Annotated in this window: 18 protein-coding genes; 16 read left to right on the top strand and 2 right to left on the bottom strand. The window is 67.1% G+C overall.

Annotation, left to right across the window (positions count from 1 at the left end):
- The first annotated feature begins 95 nt into the window (after positions 1-95).
- The 10 genes from V8201_RS02035 to pnp all read left to right on the top strand — a co-directional run bounded on the left by V8201_RS02035 (position 96) and on the right by pnp (position 10,187).
- Positions 96-830, top strand: coding sequence for a DUF448 domain-containing protein (locus V8201_RS02035; protein ID WP_037535000.1), 735 nt, complete (start codon positions 96-98; stop codon positions 828-830).
- On the top strand, positions 827-3,670 hold the full coding sequence (gene infB / locus V8201_RS02030) for a translation initiation factor IF-2 (protein ID WP_336544345.1): 2,844 nt from the start codon (positions 827-829) through the stop codon (positions 3,668-3,670). The genes V8201_RS02035 and infB overlap by 4 nt, the downstream gene beginning before the upstream one ends.
- 203 nt (positions 3,671-3,873) lie before the next feature.
- The gene (rbfA, locus tag V8201_RS02025) at positions 3,874-4,260 is read left to right on the top strand and encodes a 30S ribosome-binding factor RbfA (RefSeq protein WP_200870393.1); all 387 of its coding nucleotides are present in this window, start codon (positions 3,874-3,876) and stop codon (positions 4,258-4,260) included.
- Positions 4,261-4,291: 31 nt separating this feature from the next.
- Entirely contained in the window at positions 4,292-4,573 is a 282-nt protein-coding gene (locus tag V8201_RS02020) for an AbrB/MazE/SpoVT family DNA-binding domain-containing protein (protein WP_336544344.1), read from the top strand.
- Entirely contained in the window at positions 4,570-4,959 is a 390-nt protein-coding gene (locus tag V8201_RS02015) for a type II toxin-antitoxin system VapC family toxin (RefSeq protein ID WP_336544343.1), read from the top strand. The genes V8201_RS02020 and V8201_RS02015 overlap by 4 nt, the downstream gene beginning before the upstream one ends.
- Positions 4,959-5,540: a thymidine kinase gene (locus V8201_RS02010; RefSeq protein WP_336544342.1), complete on the top strand. Its 582-nt coding sequence runs from the start codon at positions 4,959-4,961 to the stop codon at positions 5,538-5,540. The genes V8201_RS02015 and V8201_RS02010 overlap by 1 nt, the downstream gene beginning before the upstream one ends.
- A 71-nt stretch (positions 5,541-5,611) precedes the next feature.
- Positions 5,612-6,301, top strand: a complete 690-nt coding sequence (locus V8201_RS02005; RefSeq protein WP_336544341.1) for a site-2 protease family protein — start codon at positions 5,612-5,614, stop codon at positions 6,299-6,301.
- A 10-nt stretch (positions 6,302-6,311) separates the two neighbouring features.
- Positions 6,312-7,310, top strand: a complete 999-nt coding sequence (gene truB / locus V8201_RS02000) for a tRNA pseudouridine(55) synthase TruB (RefSeq protein ID WP_336544340.1) — start codon at positions 6,312-6,314, stop codon at positions 7,308-7,310.
- Positions 7,311-7,331: 21 nt separating this feature from the next.
- Positions 7,332-7,601 (top strand): 30S ribosomal protein S15, encoded by a 270-nt coding sequence (gene rpsO, locus V8201_RS01995; RefSeq protein ID WP_037533902.1) that lies wholly within the window; start codon positions 7,332-7,334, stop codon positions 7,599-7,601.
- Positions 7,602-7,811: 210 nt separating this feature from the next.
- On the top strand, positions 7,812-10,187 hold the full coding sequence (gene pnp, locus V8201_RS01990) for a polyribonucleotide nucleotidyltransferase (RefSeq protein WP_271299430.1): 2,376 nt from the start codon (positions 7,812-7,814) through the stop codon (positions 10,185-10,187).
- Positions 10,188-10,602: 415 nt separating this feature from the next.
- On the opposite strand, the gene V8201_RS01985 is transcribed toward pnp, so the two are convergent.
- A complete protein-coding gene (locus V8201_RS01985) occupies positions 10,603-10,989 on the bottom strand; it encodes a response regulator (RefSeq protein WP_271299431.1) in 387 nt (128 codons plus the stop codon).
- A 98-nt stretch (positions 10,990-11,087) separates the two neighbouring features.
- Between V8201_RS01985 and V8201_RS01980 the strand changes: the two genes are divergently transcribed.
- The 3 genes from V8201_RS01980 to V8201_RS01970 all read left to right on the top strand — a co-directional run bounded on the left by V8201_RS01980 (position 11,088) and on the right by V8201_RS01970 (position 12,988).
- On the top strand, positions 11,088-11,840 hold the full coding sequence (locus V8201_RS01980) for a Crp/Fnr family transcriptional regulator (RefSeq protein WP_271299432.1): 753 nt from the start codon (positions 11,088-11,090) through the stop codon (positions 11,838-11,840).
- Complete coding sequence (locus V8201_RS01975; RefSeq protein ID WP_336544339.1) at positions 11,827-12,741, top strand: sensor histidine kinase; 915 nt, start codon at positions 11,827-11,829, stop codon at positions 12,739-12,741. Before V8201_RS01980 ends, V8201_RS01975 begins: the two co-directional genes overlap by 14 nt.
- A gap of 85 nt (positions 12,742-12,826) precedes the next feature.
- On the top strand, positions 12,827-12,988 hold the full coding sequence (locus tag V8201_RS01970) for a hypothetical protein (RefSeq protein WP_200870394.1): 162 nt from the start codon (positions 12,827-12,829) through the stop codon (positions 12,986-12,988).
- A 33-nt stretch (positions 12,989-13,021) separates the two neighbouring features.
- Here V8201_RS01970 and V8201_RS01965 read toward each other — a convergent pair whose 3' ends face one another.
- Positions 13,022-13,879: a 2,4-didehydro-3-deoxy-L-rhamnonate hydrolase gene (locus V8201_RS01965; RefSeq protein ID WP_037533898.1), complete on the bottom strand. Its 858-nt coding sequence runs from the start codon at positions 13,877-13,879 to the stop codon at positions 13,022-13,024.
- A 216-nt stretch (positions 13,880-14,095) separates the two neighbouring features.
- On the opposite strand from V8201_RS01965, the gene V8201_RS01960 reads away from it, so the two are divergent.
- The 3 genes from V8201_RS01960 to V8201_RS01950 all read left to right on the top strand — a co-directional run bounded on the left by V8201_RS01960 (position 14,096) and on the right by V8201_RS01950 (position 16,402).
- Complete coding sequence (locus V8201_RS01960; protein ID WP_336544338.1) at positions 14,096-15,196, top strand: AI-2E family transporter; 1,101 nt, start codon at positions 14,096-14,098, stop codon at positions 15,194-15,196.
- Positions 15,197-15,327: 131 nt separating this feature from the next.
- Positions 15,328-16,023: a response regulator transcription factor CtrA gene (gene ctrA / locus V8201_RS01955; RefSeq protein WP_037533896.1), complete on the top strand. Its 696-nt coding sequence runs from the start codon at positions 15,328-15,330 to the stop codon at positions 16,021-16,023.
- 202 nt (positions 16,024-16,225) lie between these two features.
- Entirely contained in the window at positions 16,226-16,402 is a 177-nt protein-coding gene (locus V8201_RS01950) for a hypothetical protein (RefSeq protein WP_336544337.1), read from the top strand.
- Position 16,403: the final 1 nt, after the last annotated feature.

The following is a 16,403-nucleotide window of genomic DNA, read 5'->3' as shown; positions in this document are numbered from 1 at the left end:
CTCCAGCAGATTGGCGACGGGCGACGCGACCCGCGGGTGACCGCGGGATCGCATATGCCTGCGCGTCACGCCGTGCCGGCGACGCGAGGCCGCGCATGACCGATCCCGTCCGCAAGTGCATCCTCACCCAGGACCGCGATCATCGCGAGAATCTCATCCGGCTGGCGATCGCGCCCGACGGACAGGTGCTGCCCGACGTACGCGCCAAGGCGCCCGGTCGCGGCGCGTGGATCGGCGTCACCCGCGCCGCGCTGGAAGAGGCGATCGCCAAGAAGAAGCTGCGCGGCGCGCTCGCCCGCGCCTTCAAGGGCGCGGAGCTCGTCATCCCTGACGACCTGCCCGAGCGGATCGCCACCGCGCTCGAACGCAATGCGCTCGACCGGCTCGGTCTCGAATCGCGGTCGGGCCTGTTGCTCACCGGATCGGAGAAGATCGAGACCGCGGCGCGCGCCGGGCAATTGCACGCGCTCTACCATGCCGCGGACGCGGGCAGCGACGGCAACCGCAAGCTCGACCAGGCGTGGCGGATCGGCGCGGATCGCGAAGGATCCGCGCTGCGAGGCGTTGTTTTGCCGATGCCGCGCCCCATATTGTCGTTGGCGCTGGGCCGCGAGAATGTGGTACACATCGGCCTGACCGACCGCGCTGCCGCCGCGCGGGTGAGCGATGCGCTCGACCGCTGGCTGCATTTTATCGGACCTGAACCCACTCCCGTGCCTTGCGAAACGGCCTCGCAAGGCGCATCGGCGCCCGGACTTTCCTCAGCGACTCTGAGGGATGCATCCGACGGGCTGCGACCGGCCGTAGACGTGAACGAGGAATTTGAGTGAGCGACACCGACAACGATAAGCCGAAACTTGGCATGCGCGCACCCTTGGGGTTGAAGCGCACGGTCGAGACCGGCCAGGTGAAGCAAAGCTTCAGCCACGGCCGGTCCAATACGGTGATCGTGGAAACCAAGAAGCGGCGCGTTCTCGGCCGTCCGGGCGAGGCACAGGCCGCGCCCGAGCCGCAGGTCGAGGCGCCCGTCGCCGCGCCTGCTCCGGCGCCCCGCCCCGCCCCTGCCCCGCGCCCGGCACCGTCGAACGAGACGCCGCAGGAGCGTCAGGCACGCCTGCTGCGCGAAGCGGAAGACCAGCGGATGCACGCGCTCGAGGAAGCGCGTCGCCGCGAGGAAGCCGCGCGCGTCCAGGCCGCGGAAGACGAGCGCGCCCGCGCCGCCGAAAAGGCTGCCGCGGCCGCCGCTGCTGCCGCCGCACCGCCGGCACCGCCGCCCGCGCCCGAGCCCGCACCGGTCGAGCCGACCCCGGCTCCGGTCGCCGCGGCTCCGGCGCCCGCTCCCGTCGTCGTGCCGACGCCGGCCGGCCGTGGCTTCCGCCCGGTCGAGCGCGCCGTGCCGCCCGCGCCGGTCGAGGCGCCCGTGCCTGCGCCGGCACCCGAGCCGGTCGCCGCACCCGCTCCGGCACCGACGCCCGCCCCCGCGCCTGCTCCGGTCGCCGCCGCGCCGGCGCCCGCGCCCGCGCCTGCCCCGATCGTCGGCTTCGGTCGCGACCCGTCGCTGCCTGCGCCGCGCCGCTTCTCGCCGGTCGCCCGTCCCGAGATTCCCAAGCCGCAGCCCAAGCCTGCGCCGGCTCCCACGCCTGCGCCGACGCCGGCCGCGACCACCGCGTCGGGCAATGCCGGTGGCGCCGCCTCGCGCAGCCTGCCCTCGGGCCAGGCGACGCCGCGCAACGCGCCGCCGAGCCGGCCGACGCAGCGCGACCGCAAGGGCGACGAACGCCGCGGCGGCAAGCTGACGGTCAATCGCGCGCTCGGCGACGATGGTGCGCGCTCGCGCAGCCTCGCCGCGCTCAAGCGTGCGCGTGAGAAGGAAAAGCGTCACTTCGGCGGCCCGCGCGAACAGCAGGCCAAGCAGATCCGCGACGTCCAGGTGCCCGAGGCGATCACCGTCCAGGAACTCGCCAACCGTATGGCGGAAAAGGGCGCCGATCTGGTCAAGACGCTGTTCAAGATGGGCATGCCCGTCACGATGACGCAGACGATCGACCAGGACACCGCCGAGCTGCTGGTGACCGAATTCGGCCATAACATCGTCCGCGTCAGCGACAGCGACATCGACCTGGCGCTCGACACCGGCGAGGATGCCGACGACACGCTGCGTCCGCGTCCGCCGGTCGTCACGATCATGGGTCACGTCGATCACGGCAAGACCAGCCTGCTCGACGCGCTGCGCGGCACCGACGTGGTGCGCGGCGAGGCCGGCGGCATCACGCAGCATATCGGCGCCTATCAGGTGACGCTCAAGGACAAGTCGAAGGTCACCTTCCTCGACACGCCGGGCCATGAGGCGTTCACGCAGATGCGCGCCCGCGGCGCCGACGTCACCGATATCGTCGTGCTGGTCGTCGCTGCCGACGACGGGCTGATGCCGCAGACGATCGAGGCGATCAACCACACCAAGGCGGCCGGCGTGCCGATGATCGTGGCGATCAACAAGATCGACAAATATGAGGCGAATGCCCAGCGCGTGCGCGAGCGGCTGCTCGAACATGAGGTAGTGGTCGAGGAAATGGGCGGCGACGTCCAGGACGTCGAGGTGTCCGCGCTCAAGAAGACCGGGCTCGACACGCTGATCGAGAAGATCCAGCTCCAGGCCGAGCTGCTCGAACTGCGCGCCAATCCCGATCGCCCGGCAGAGGGCACGGTGATCGAGGCGAAGCTCGACAAGGGCCGCGGCCCGGTCGCGACGATCCTCGTCAACCGCGGCACGCTCAAGGTCGGCGACGTGTTCGTCATCGGCGCGGAAAGCGGCAAGGTCCGTGCGCTGATCGACGACAAGGGCCGTCAGGTGAAGGAAGCCGGCCCGGCGATGCCGGTCGAGGTGCTCGGCATGACCGGCGTCCCCTCGGCAGGCGATCCGTTGCAGGTCGTCGAGAGCGAGGCGCGCGCCCGCGAGGTCGCCGAATATCGCCAGAGCGTGCTGACGCAGAAGCGCACCACCACCGCGCCGGCGAGCCTGGAGAGCATGTTCTCCGCGCTCAAGGCGAATGCGGCGATCGAATATCCGCTGGTGGTCAAGGCCGACACCCAGGGTACAGTCGAGGCGATCGTGGCGTCGATCAACAAGATCTCGACCGATCTCATCAAGGCCCGCGTGCTGCACTCGGGCGTCGGTGGCATCACCGAGAGCGACGTGACGCTGGCCGGGGCATCGGGCGCGCCGATCATCGGCTTCAACGTCCGCGCCAATGCCAAGGCCCGCGAGATCGCCGACCGGCAGAAGGTGGCGTTGAAATATTACGACGTCATCTACGACCTGATCGACGAGATCCGCGCCGGCATGGCGGGCGAGCTCGGGCCGGAAGCGTTCGAGACGGTGGTCGGCCGGGCGGAGATCCGCGAGGTCTTCTCGGCGGGCAAGCACGGCAAGGCGGCGGGTCTGCTCGTCACCGAAGGCGTCATCCGCAAGGCGCTCAAGGCCCGTATCACCCGCAACGATGTCATCATCTATCAGGGTGAGATCGCCAGCCTGCGTCGCTTCAAGGACGATGTCGCCGAAGTGCGCGCCGGTCTGGAATGCGGCGTGACGTTCACGCAGAATTTCGTCGACATCAAGTCGGGCGACTATCTCGAAACCTTCGAGGTCGAGATGCGCGAACGGACCCTCTAAATACGGTCCCTCTCCCATTTGGGAGAGGGAGGGCGCTGCCGCAGGCAGCGGAAGGGTGAGGATAGCATAGCGCAGCCCCTCACCCTCCCACCCCTATCGACGGCGGGGCCCTCCAGCATCAGGTGAACAGCGCCCCGCGCTGTTCAGTCCATGCTGGGAGCATGGACGACCTGATACTCCGATGGGAGAGGGTAAGAGGCATCATGAACAAAGACCCCCAGGAAAAATCGGTCCGCACGCTCCGCGTCGGCGAACAGGTGCGCCACGTGCTGTCGGAGATCCTTCAGCGCGGCGACGTGCATGACGAGACTCTGGCCAAGCATATGGTGTCGATCACCGAGGTTCGGATGTCGCCCGACCTGCGCCATGCGACGGTGTTCGTGAAGCCGCTGCTCGGCAAGGACGAAGCCGCGGTGCTCAAGGCGCTGCGCACCAACACCGCCTATCTCCAGCGCGAGGTCGCGCACCGCATCCAGACCAAATATGCCGCCAAGCTCAAGTTCCTCGGCGACGAGAGCTTCGACGAGGGCAGCCATATCGACGCGCTGCTGCGCAAGCCGGAGGTCGCGCGGGATCTGGGCGAGGATTGACGGGGCGGCTGGGCGGTCGCATCTTGTAGGCATGAACGCCTTCGTCGAATTGTCGGATCAGGGGCAGGTCGCCATCCCGCAGGACATTCGGGAGCGGCTTCGCCTCGTCTCGGGTGACCGGCTGGAATTGATCGAACGGTCCGATGGCGTTTTCGTGCGCAAGTCGCCGGTCCGGTCAGGCGAAAGCTTCGAGGCGATCACTGCGCGCATTCGTGCGCGTGTCCCGAAGTACAATCGGTCGACGTCGATTGAGGACATGAATGCCGCCGTCGCCGAAATGTGGGCGCAGGGCGGCCCGCATTGGGATCGATGAAGGCGGTCGATACCAATATCGTCGTTCGCTACGTTACGGATGACGATCCGGTTCAGAGCCCGATCGCAACCCGCCTGCTGAGCGACCCTTGCTACGTTTCGGACACGGTCCTGCTCGAAACCGCGTGGCTACGGTCGTCGCCTTACGGCTTCGGCCGGACACTTCTCGCAGCGACGCTTGCCGACCTGATCCGATTGCCGACGATCACGCTCAGCGATCCCGCGTGGATTGCATGGGCGATCGAGCGATTTGTCAGAGGCGCGGATTTGGCCGACATGATCCATCTGGTGAATGCGCGACACATGGACGCGTTCATCTCTTTCGAGAAGCGGCTAGGTCGCCTCGCCGGTTCGAAGACGCCGTTGCCAATCGAGCGTCCTTCGTAATGGCCAAGCTCTATTTCTATTACGCCTCGATGAACGCCGGCAAGTCGACGACGCTGTTGCAGGCGGACTTCAACTATCGCGAGCGCGGCATGAACACGATGCTGTTCACCGCCGCGGTCGACGATCGCTTCGCGGCGGGGACGATCACCAGCCGGATCGGGCTGGAGGCGCCGGCGACGCCGTTCGACGCCGCCACCGACCTTGCCGCCTGCGTCGCCGAGCGGCAGGCGCGCGAGCCGCTCGCCTGCGTCTTGGTCGACGAGGCGCAGTTCCTCACCGCCGGACAGGTGACGCAGCTCGCGCGCATCTGCGACCGGCTCAATGTGCCGGTGCTCGCTTATGGTCTGCGCACCGACTTCCAGGGGCGGTTGTTCGAAGGATCGGCACGACTGCTGGCGATCGCGGACGCGCTCATCGAGATCAAATCGGTCTGCGTGTGCGGGCGCAAGGCGATCATGAACCTGCGCGTCGACGCGCAAGGCCGCGCCATAGCGGAAGGAGCGCAGACCGAAATCGGCGGCAACGACCGCTACGTCGCGCTGTGCCGACGGCATTTCAGCGAGGCGCTCGATACCAACTGACCGACAGGGCCGAGCGAAGGCGTGCGTCTCCGCACTGGCGCACCGCCCTGCCCCGCGCCATATCGCTGCGCATGAACCCCGAACACATCGTCTACCGCACGGCGGTATGGATCATCCCGCTGGTGATCGCGATCGTCTTCCATGAGGTGGCGCATGGCTGGATGGCGAAGTGGCTCGGCGATCCGACCGCGCAGGAGCAGCGCCGGCTGAGCTTCAACCCGCTTCGCCACGTCGATCCGGTCGGCACGGTGATCCTGCCGCTCGGCCTCGCCATCGCCGGTGCGCCGGTGTTCGGTTGGGCGAAGCCGGTGCCGGTGATCGCGCAACGGCTGCGCAACCCGCGCTGGGGCATGGTCGCGGTGGCGCTGGCGGGTCCGGGCATGAACTTCCTGCTGGCGACGATCGCCGCGGTGACGATCGGCGCGATCGCCGCGAGCGCGGGCGGCACGGTACCCGGCGGGATCGGCGGATTCCTGCTCGCCAATCTCGTCAACTTCCTGCTCGTCAATGTCTTCCTCGCGATCTTCAACCTGCTGCCGATGCCGCCCTTCGACGGCGGCCATGTCGTCGAGGGGCTGCTGCCGCGTCCGCTCGCCGCGCAATATGCCAAGATCGGGCGGTTCGGCTTCCTTCTGCTGATCCTCGTGCTCGTCGTGCTGCCGATGATCGTCCCGCGCGCCGATCTGGTCGGCCGTGTGGTCGGGCCGCCGGCCCAGGCGATCGTCGGCTGGTTTCTGGCCTTGGCGCAGGCGATCGCCTAACGCGCTGCCGATGCACGGCTGGATCATCATCGACAAACCCCTCGGGCTCGGCAGCACGCAGGTCGTCTCCGCGGTCAAACGCGCGTTGCGGCAGGGCGACTATGGCAAGTGGAAGGTCGGCCACGGCGGCACGCTCGATCCGCTCGCCACCGGCGTGCTGCCGGTCGCGGTCGGCGAGGCGACCAAGCTCGCCGGACGGATGCTCGACAGCGACAAGGTCTACGATTTCACGATCCGTTTCGGCGAGCAGACCGATACGCTTGATGCCGAGGGCGTGGTGATCGCGACTTCCGACGTGCGGCCGACCGCGGCGCAGGTCGCCGCGGTGCTGCCGCGCTTCACCGGGCCGATCACGCAGGTGCCGCCGGCCTATTCGGCGCTGAAGGTGGATGGCGCGCGAGCCTATGACCTCGCGCGGGCGGGCGAAGAGGTGGTGCTGGCGAGCCGCGCGGTGACGATCCACGCGCTCTACTCCTCCCCAGGATGGGGAGGGGGACCGCCGGCGTCAGCCGGTGGTGGAGGGGGGCTTCCACAGGCGGCACCTCTTGGGGAAGCCCTCCTCCACCATCCTTCGGATGGTCCCCCTCCCCTTGCAGGGGAGGAATTGCCCGAACTTACCCTCACCGCGCACGTCTCGAAGGGCACCTATATCCGCAGCCTGGCGCGCGACATCGCACTGGCGCTCGGTACGGTCGGGCACGTCACCATGCTCCGCCGCACCAAGGCCGGCCCCTTCACCCTCACCCCGGCGATATCGCTGGACAAATTGGCTGAGGCCGCTATGGCGCGCACCCTTGAACAGTTGATCCTGCCGTTGAGGGCGGGGCTGGACGACATCCCGGCTCTATCCCTCTCCCCCGATCAGGCAGGGGCGCTCCGCCAGGGGCGTGTTCTGACCGGGATTGCCGAGGACGATGGCCCCTATTTCGCGTGTGACGGCGACAAGCCGGTCGCGCTGGTAGCGGTCGAGGGCCATGAGGCCCGCGTCGTCCGCGGCTTCAATCTGTGACACGATGTCGAGGACTGACGCATGACGATCACCGCCGAACGCAAGACCGAGCTGGTCAAGGAACACGCCCGCCAGGAAGGCGACACCGGTTCGCCCGAGGTGCAGGTCGCGATCCTGTCGGAGCGCATCAAGAACCTGACCGAGCATTTCAAGGGTCACAAGAAGGACAACCATTCGCGCCGCGGGCTGCTGATGATGGTCAACAAGCGGCGCTCGCTGCTCGACTATCTGCGCAAGACCGACGGCCAGCGGTATCTGGACCTGATCGCGAAGCTCGGCCTTCGCAAGTAACAAGAGGGCGACCTTCGGGTCGCCCTTTTCGTATCGCCGTGCTATGAGCGGCCACGGAATTTTCGAATACCGGCATGATGCCGGCTGAGCGGAGACGGGCAATCCGGCCCCGATCCACCGGAGCGACACAACGCTCCACACCGACGCGGGCCGGCTAGCCCGCGATATAGGCCCCGGCCGGGATCTGCCCGCCGGAGTGAAGGAAAATACATGTTCAATGCCAAGAAGGTATCGATCGAGTGGGGCGGCCAGACGCTGACCCTCGAAACGGGCAAGGTTGCCCGCCAGGCCGACGGCGCGGTGATCGCGACGCTCGGCGAGACGGTCGTGCTCTGCGCGGTCACCGCCGCCAAGTCGGTCAAGGAAGGGCAGGATTTCTTCCCGCTCACCGTCCATTACCAGGAAAAGTTCTCCGCCAGCGGCCGCATCCCCGGCGGCTTCTTCAAGCGCGAGCGCGGCGCGACCGAGCGTGAGACGTTGGTCAGCCGCCTGATCGATCGCCCGATCCGCCCGCTGTTCCCCGAAGGCTTCTACAACGAGATCAACTGCATCGCGCAGGTGCTCAGCTATGACGGCGAGAATGAGCCCGACCTGCTGGCGATGATCGCCGCCTCGGCCGCGATGACGCTGTCGGGCGTGCCCTTCATGGGCCCGATCGGCGCGGCGCGCGTCGGCTATCAGGACGGCGAATATATCCTCAACCCGTCCGACGCCAAGGTCGTCGAGGGCGAGCTCGACCTGATGGTCGCCGCCACGCATGACGCGGTGATGATGGTCGAATCGGAAGCCAAGGAGCTTTCGGAAGAGGTCATGCTCGGCGCCGTGATGTTCGCGCACAAGGCGTCGCAGGACGTCATCAACGCGATCATCGATCTCGCCGAACAGGCCGCCAAGGATCCGTGGGAGCTGAAGGTGCAGGCCGACAGCTCGGCGGTGAAGGCCAAGCTCAAGAAGCTGATCGGCAAGGACCTCGAGGCGGCGTACAAGCTGACCGACAAGCAGCAGCGGCAGACCGCGATCAACGAGGCGCGCACCAAGGCGCGCGACGGCATGGCCGACCTCAAGGACAGCGATCCGCAGGCCTATCTCGCCAGCCTCAAGCTGGTGAAGAAGCTGGAGGCGGACATCGTCCGCACCGCGATCCTCAAGACCGGTCGCCGCATCGACGGCCGCGACACCAAGACGGTCCGTCCGATCGAGGCGGAAGTCCACTTCCTGCCGCGCGCGCACGGCTCGGCGCTGTTCACCCGCGGTGAGACGCAGACGATCGCGACGACCACGCTCGGCACGCGCGACGCGGAGCAGATGATCGACGGCCTCAACGGCCTGTCGTACCAGAACTTCATGCTCCACTATAACTTCCCGCCCTATTCGGTCGGCGAAGTCGGCCGCTTCGGTGCGCCGGGCCGTCGCGAAGTCGGTCACGGCAAGCTCGCCTGGCGCGCGCTGCACCCGGTGCTGCCGACCAAGGAGGAATTCCCCTACACGATCCGCGTCACCAGCGACATCACGGAGAGCAACGGCTCGTCGTCGATGGCGACGGTGTGCGGCGGTTCGCTGTCGATGATGGACGCGGGCGTGCCGCTCAAGCGCCCGGTGTCGGGCATCGCGATGGGCCTGATCCTCGAAGGCAAGGACTTCGCCGTCCTGTCGGACATCCTGGGCGACGAGGATCACCTCGGCGACATGGACTTCAAGGTCGCCGGCACCAGCGAGGGCATCACCGCGCTGCAGATGGACATCAAGATCTCCGGCATCACCGAAGAGATCATGAAGGTCGCGCTGGCGCAGGCGCACGAGGGTCGCGCACACATCCTCGGCGAAATGGCCAAGGCGCTGGGCGAGACCCGCTCGGAGCTGTCGGCGCATGCGCCGCGCATCGAGACCTTCTCGATCGACAAGTCGAAGATCCGCGAAGTGATCGGCACCGGCGGCAAGGTGATCCGCGAGATCGTCGCGCAGACCGGCGCCAAGGTCGACATCGACGACGAGGGCGTCATCAAGGTCTCCTCGTCCGATCCGGCGCAGATCGATGCGGCGGTGAAGTGGATCAAGGGCCTCGTCGAGGAAGCGGAAGTCGGCAAGGTCTATGACGGCAAGGTCGTCAACCTCGTCGATTTCGGCGCCTTCGTGAACTTCATGGGCGGCAAGGACGGTCTGGTCCACGTCTCGGAGATCAAGAACGAGCGCGTCGAGAAGGTGTCCGACGTCCTGTCCGAAGGCCAGGCGGTCAAGGTCAAGGTCCTCGAGATCGATCCGCGCGGCAAGGTCCGCCTGTCGATGCGTGTCGTCGACCAGGAAACCGGCGCCGAGCTGGAGGACACGCGTCCGGCCCGCGAACCGCGCGAAGGCGGTGATCGTGGTCCGCGCGGACCGCGCAGCGGCGGCGGCGATCGGGACGGCGGTGGTCGTGGTCCGCGCCGCGACGGCAGCGGCCGTGACGGCGGCGGGCGCGGACCGCGTCGCGACGGCGGCGATCGTGGCCCCCGCGGCGAGGGCGGCGACCGTGGCCCGCGCAACGGCGGCAACGACGACGGCCCCGCGCCCGCGTTCGCGCCGGCGTTCCTGACCGGCGATCGCGACTGATCGATCGCGTCCTCGTGACACGAAGGGGTCCGGCAGCGATGCCGGGCCCCTTTTGTTATGGGGATTGAGGCCTCATCCCAGCCGCTCCACGGTCGGGCAAACTCCGACGTCTGACACTGCGGGGAACGCCGAGCGGGAGGGGCGCCCGGCGCCACCGTGGACGCTGCTGGCGGGGCAGCGCATCCCTATGCGCACGCGATCGGTCTCTGCGCGAAGGTGGCAAAAGCGCGTAGAAGCACCACTGTTCCCCCGCCGGCGGGATTCCACTGCCACAAAGAGCGACGGCTGGCGGCGCGACGCAACCCTGCGCTCCGGCCTGCGGGGAGCACCGGCATGGGTCAGGCTCAAGCGAATACACGGCGCCAGGCCATTGCCGGGTTCGCCGCTCGGAAACCCAGCGCGGCCGACCGCCGCCCTACCCGCGCGCCGCCTCGTCGAACAACGCCTCCGCCGCGCGGCGCAGGCGTTCGGTGGTCACCGGTTTCTCGCAGCGCGGCAGGTCGTGATAGCGGTCGAGGATCATCGCCTCGTCATAGCCGCTGGTCAGCAGGACCTTCACGCCCGCGGCGAGCAGCGCGTCGATCAGCGGATAGACGAGCATCTCGCGCAGATTGATGTCGAGAATCGCAAGGTCGAGCGCCCCCGCGTCGCTCAGCCGCATCGCCTGCGGCAGCGATGCCGCCGGCCCGACGACATGCGCGCCGGCACCGCGCAATTCGCGCGCGAGGTCGTCGGCGATCATATATTCGTCCTCGACGACGAGCACCGCCTTGCCGACGAGCGGCGATATCCCTGACGTCATTGCGCTACTCCTTGCTAAATCGCGGGATAAAGCCTCAGTAATGGTTGGCGTTAACATGGGTGAACGAGCAGGCGCGACAAATGCTGTCAGGTCGCACCATGTCTGCCCCGCCCGCTCACCGCCTGCTCGCCCGGTTACGACATTTCACCGTCTTCTCGCCCGAGGAGCGGAATGCGATCAATACGGCCTGCGGCGGATCGGCGCTCGTCGCCCGCCAGCGCCGCGATCTGATCCGCGAAGGCGATCGGCCGCGCGGCGTGCCGCTGATCCTCGAGGGCTGGGCGTTCCGCTACAAGACGCTTGAAGACGGCCGCCGCCAGATCATCGCCCTCCATCTGCCCGGCGATCTGTGTGACATCCACGGCTCGATCCTGCGCAAAATGGATCATTCGATCGGCGCGCTGACCCAGGTCCGCTATGTCGAGCTGACCCGCGACCAGATCGACGATCTGGCGGCGCTCGGACCGCGCGTCCATCAGGCCCTGTGGTGGGATTCGCTGACCACCGCGGCGATCCAGCGCGAATGGACGGTCAATCTCGGCCAGCGCGACGCGCTCGAACGCCTGTCGCACCTGTTCTGCGAGCTGATCTTCCGCCTGCGCGCGGTCGGGATGATCGACGGGCTGCGCTGCGAAATCCCGCTGACCCAGACCGATCTCGCCGAGGCGACCGGCATGACGCCGGTGCATGTCAACAGGATGGTGCAGGAGTTGCGCTCGCGCCAGTTGATCCGCTGGAAAGGACGCGAATTCGAGGCACTTGATCTTGACGGTCTGTGCGATGTCGCGATGTTCAATCCGGCCTATCTCCACCTCGACCACGAAGGACGGCATCTCGATGCCCTTGGGTGATCCCGCCGCCGCTGCCGATCCGATCGCCCCTCTGGCCTGGCATGCGGCGGCGGACGGCGCGGCGCTGCGCTTTCTCCGCGCGGCCGACGATGCGGTCAGCGTCCATCCCGACGATCACGACCGGCTCGGCGCCCAATGGCGCCGCGCCGCCGGTCTGGCGCTGTTCAGCGCCGACGTGCGCGTGCGGCTCGCGCCGGCAGAGGCCTATCGCTGGCTGCGGTTGAGCGGCGTGCCGGATGCGGACGGATGGCAGGGCGTCGCGGTCGACGTCACCGATCTGTGCGACGGCCTCGCGAGCGAACGGCGCCGCCGCTACACGCTCCATCACCGGGTGCGCAACACGCTGGCGATCATCCGCTCGATCGCGCGCCGCACCGCCGAGACCAGCGAGACGATCGACGACTATCGCTATCGCTTCGACGGCCGGCTCGCCGCAGTGGCGCGGACGCAAAGCCAGATCATGGGCGCGGGCGACCGTGGCGTCGATCTCGAGACCTTGCTGGTCGACGCCTTGCTCGCGCATCAGCTCGGCGGGCGGGTCGATTATGGCGGCCCCGAGGTGCGGCTGCCGCCGCAGCTCGCCGAACAATTCGGCCTCGCGCTGCACGAGCTGACCGACAATGCGGTCCAGCATGGCGCGCTGAGCCGCGATGATGGCACGCTGGCGGTACGCTGGACGGTCGAGGAGGCGCCCGACGCGCAGCTGCGCCTGGACTGGAACGAGACGAGCCGCGACGGCGCCGGCCCGCCCGCGCGCGAGGGCTTCGGTCTCGAACTGCTCACCCGCGCGCTGGCCTATGAGATCGATGCCGAGGTGACGCTCACCTTCGGCGCGCGCGGCATGACCTGCCGGATACGGCTGCCGCTCGCCGCGCCTCATGCGTCGATAAAGCCCGCGTAAGCGATCGAAAAAGCTGCTAATATGCAGATGGTTACCGCCGGCCCGCGGGTGAGTCGGCGGATGGCATGCGGGGACGCGAGCGATGATGGCCGCCGATATCGCTTTCTACCAACGTCGCGCCGAGCAGGAGCGGCGCCTTGCGGATCGCAGCGCCACGCCTGATGCGCGACGGGTCCATCGCGAGATGGCGAAACGCTATGCGCGGCTGATCGCCGAGCTGGATTCGGGCAACCCCGCAGCGCCCTGAACGGGGCGGCCGCAGCCGCCCCGCACGCGCCGGTCAGGCGAGCGGCGCGTCGCCGAGCTGCCGCCACGCGACGACCTGCTGGCGCTGCGTGCCGAGCCGGTCGACGCCTAGTTCGATCACGTCGCCGGCCTTGAGATAGACCGCCTCGGGCTTCTTGCCCTCGCCGACGCCCGGCGGCGTCCCGGTGATCAGCAGATCGCCCGGATAGAGTGTGATATATTCGCTGACATAGGCGATCAGCTGCTTGAGATCGAAGATCATCGTCCGGGTATTGCCGGTCTGCATCCGCTCGCCGTTGACGTCGAGATACATGTCGAGCGCCTGCGCGTCGCCGACCTCGTCGGGCGTCACCAGCCACGGGCCGACCGGGCAGAAGGTGTCATGCCCCTTGCCCTTCGACCATTGCGAGCCGCGCTGCTTCTGGTTGAACCGCTCCGACACGTCGTTGACCAGCACATAGCCGGCGACCTTGTCGAGCGCCTCGTCCTCGCTGACGTAGCGGCAGGTCTTGCCGATGATCACGCCCAGTTCGACCTCCCAGTCGCTATGCGTCGAATCGCGCGGCAGCATGACGTCGTCATAGGGACCCGACAGGCTCGACAGCGGCTTCTGGAACATCATCGGCTCGGTCGGGATCGGCAGGTTCGATTCGATCGCATGGTCGCGATAGTTGAGCCCGATCGCGACGATCTTGCCGATGCCCTTGACCGGCACGCCATAGCGCGGCGTCCCCTCGACCACCGGCAGGCTGGCGACATCGGCGGCCCGCACCGTGGCGAGCGTATCGACGGTGATGTCGCCGACCAGCGCGGACAGGTCGCGGATGCGGCCCGTATCGTCGATGAGGCCGGGCTGTTCCTGGCCGGGCTGGCCGAAGCGGCAGAATTTCATATCATCGGTCTTTCGCAAGCGTGCAGGGATATCCCCGATCGGGGCAGCGGCGACAGGGTCCGTACAGCCCTACCCTGCGCGACGGAAGCGTACACGCCAGGACATGCGGCCAAATCGCGGAATCGGACGTTTAACCGCGCACAGGTCGATGCGGCCCCAAGGAGATGCGTACGTGACCATTGCCGCCTGCGTACCCTCCCCTGCCCGTCCGCCCGCATGAACCGCCTTGCCCCCGACGCTGCCGACAGCCGCTTCATCCGGCGGCTGGTCTATATCCTGATCATCGCCGCGGTCGCCGCGGCTCTGTTCAAGGCGGGCAATCTGCTCATCCTCGCCTTCGGGTCGATGCTCGGCGCGATCGCCATTCACGCGATTGCCGATCTGTACCGCGATCATCTGCGCGTTCCCGAGAAGGCGTCAATCGGCCTGGGCATCGCCACCGCCTTCGGCATCGTCGGCTTCCTCGTCTGGCTGTTCGGCGTCCAGTTCCGCGAACAGGTCAACGTGCTGGTGACGCAATTGCCCAGCCTGCTCGACCAGCTCGCCGCCTGGGCGTCGCGCAGTCCGGTCGGCGCCAAGCTGGTCGACGCGGTGCAGCAGGCCTATGCCGGGTCGCGTGCCGCGCAGGACGTCAGCGGCCTGCTCCAGGGCGGCGGCGAACTGGTGCTCAACAGCCTGCTGCTGCTCGTCGGCGCCGCCTTCTTCGCCGCCGATCCCGGCATCTACCAGCGCGGCTTCCTGTTCCTGATCCCGCGCGGCAAGCGTCCGGCGATCGAGGATGCGCTGTTCGACGTCGGCTCGACCTTGCGGCTGTGGCTGCGCTCGTCGCTGATCCTGATGACGAGCATGGGGATATTGGTCGGCATCGGCCTGTGGATTTCGGGCGTACCGTCGGCCGCGGCGCTGGGGCTGCTCGCCGGCCTGTCGGAGTTCATTCCCTATATCGGCCCGACCGCGGCGATGGTGCCAGCGCTCGGCCTCGCCGCGACGCAGGGGACCGGGCCGCTGATCGGCACGCTCGTCACCTATGCGGTGGTGCGGCTGATCCAGACCAATTTCATCACGCCCTATGTGCAGGCCCGCGTCATCTCGATCCCGCCGGCGATCACCGTCTTCGCGATCATCGGCATCGGCGTGATCTTCGGCATCTTCGGCCTGTTCTTCTCGGCGGCGCTGCTGGTGGTGATCTTCACCCTTGTCCGCAGCCTCTACCTGCGCGAGGTGCTCGGCGAGGACATTCCGCGCAGCCGCCACCAGACGCTGCTCGGACCGGACCTGACGCCGACCGATCCCGACGAGGAAGCTAAAAAAGATTAACTATCCGCACCGTTCAGCGCGCTGGATTAAATCCTAATTAACCTTTTGCCTTCAGATGTTCTTTGGTTAATGGAATCGGGTCGCGCCGTGCAGCAGGGGTGCTCAGGGTCGGACCAACAGGGGTTGATGCGATGCGAGTGCTGTTGATCGAAGACGAGCCCACCACCGCCAAGGCGATCGAGCTGATGCTCGGCACGGAAGGGTTCAACGTCTACACCACCGATCTGGGCGAGGAAGGCCTCGATCTGGGAAAGCTGTACGATTACGACATCATCCTGCTCGACCTCAACCTGCCCGACATGCACGGCTATGACGTGCTCAAGAAGCTGCGCGTCGCGCGGGTCGCGACGCCGGTGCTGATCCTGTCGGGGATCAACGAAATGGATTCGAAGGTGCGCAGCTTCGGCTTCGGCGCCGACGATTACGTCACCAAGCCGTTCCACCGCGAAGAACTGATCGCGCGCATCCACGCCGTCGTCCGCCGCTCGAAGGGCCACAGCCAGTCGGTCATCCGCACCGGCAAGCTCGCGGTCAATCTCGACGCCAAGACGGTCGAGGTCGATGGCAGCCGTGTCCATCTGACCGGCAAGGAATATGCGATGCTCGAGCTGCTCTCGCTGCGCAAGGGCACCACGCTGACCAAGGAAATGTTCCTCAATCACCTGTACGGCGGCATGGACGAGCCGGAATTGAAGATCATCGACGTCTTTATCTGCAAGTTGCGCAAGAAGCTCAGCCTGGCCTGCGACGGCGAGAATTATATCGAGACGGTATGGGGCCGCGGCTACGTCCTGCGCGAGCCCGAGGAGATCGGCGCGGTCGCCTGACGCCCGTTCGTCTGTTCGGTCTACTATGAAAGGCCGCGGCATCCCCCGATGCCGCGGCCTTATTGTTACTTGTGCGCATACCGCTCACTATACTTGCCATCGCGGATCGGCCTGATCCAAATCAGCTACAAATACTGACTGGTTATTAACGCCACCTTATGAGACGAGATAATAAAGGAGTCGCAGTACGACGAGGCCGATGATGACGAATGACTTGAATCAGCAGAATGATCTGGCAACGGCAACTGCCCGCGCCCTGATTGCAGACGCCCTGCAACTGCTGGACAACATGCCGACCTTCTCGTCTCAGATCGCCGCCGCGCACCTCGCCCACGCGATCGAGCTGATCGACGCCGCCGACACCGCGCCCAACGGCTGAG

The organism is Sphingomonas kyungheensis (assembly GCF_037120395.1).
Classification (GTDB): Bacteria; Pseudomonadota; Alphaproteobacteria; order Sphingomonadales; family Sphingomonadaceae; genus Sphingomonas; species Sphingomonas kyungheensis.
The sequence above is the reverse complement of the archived record's forward strand: the minus strand, read 5'-3'. Positions and strand labels throughout refer to the sequence as shown.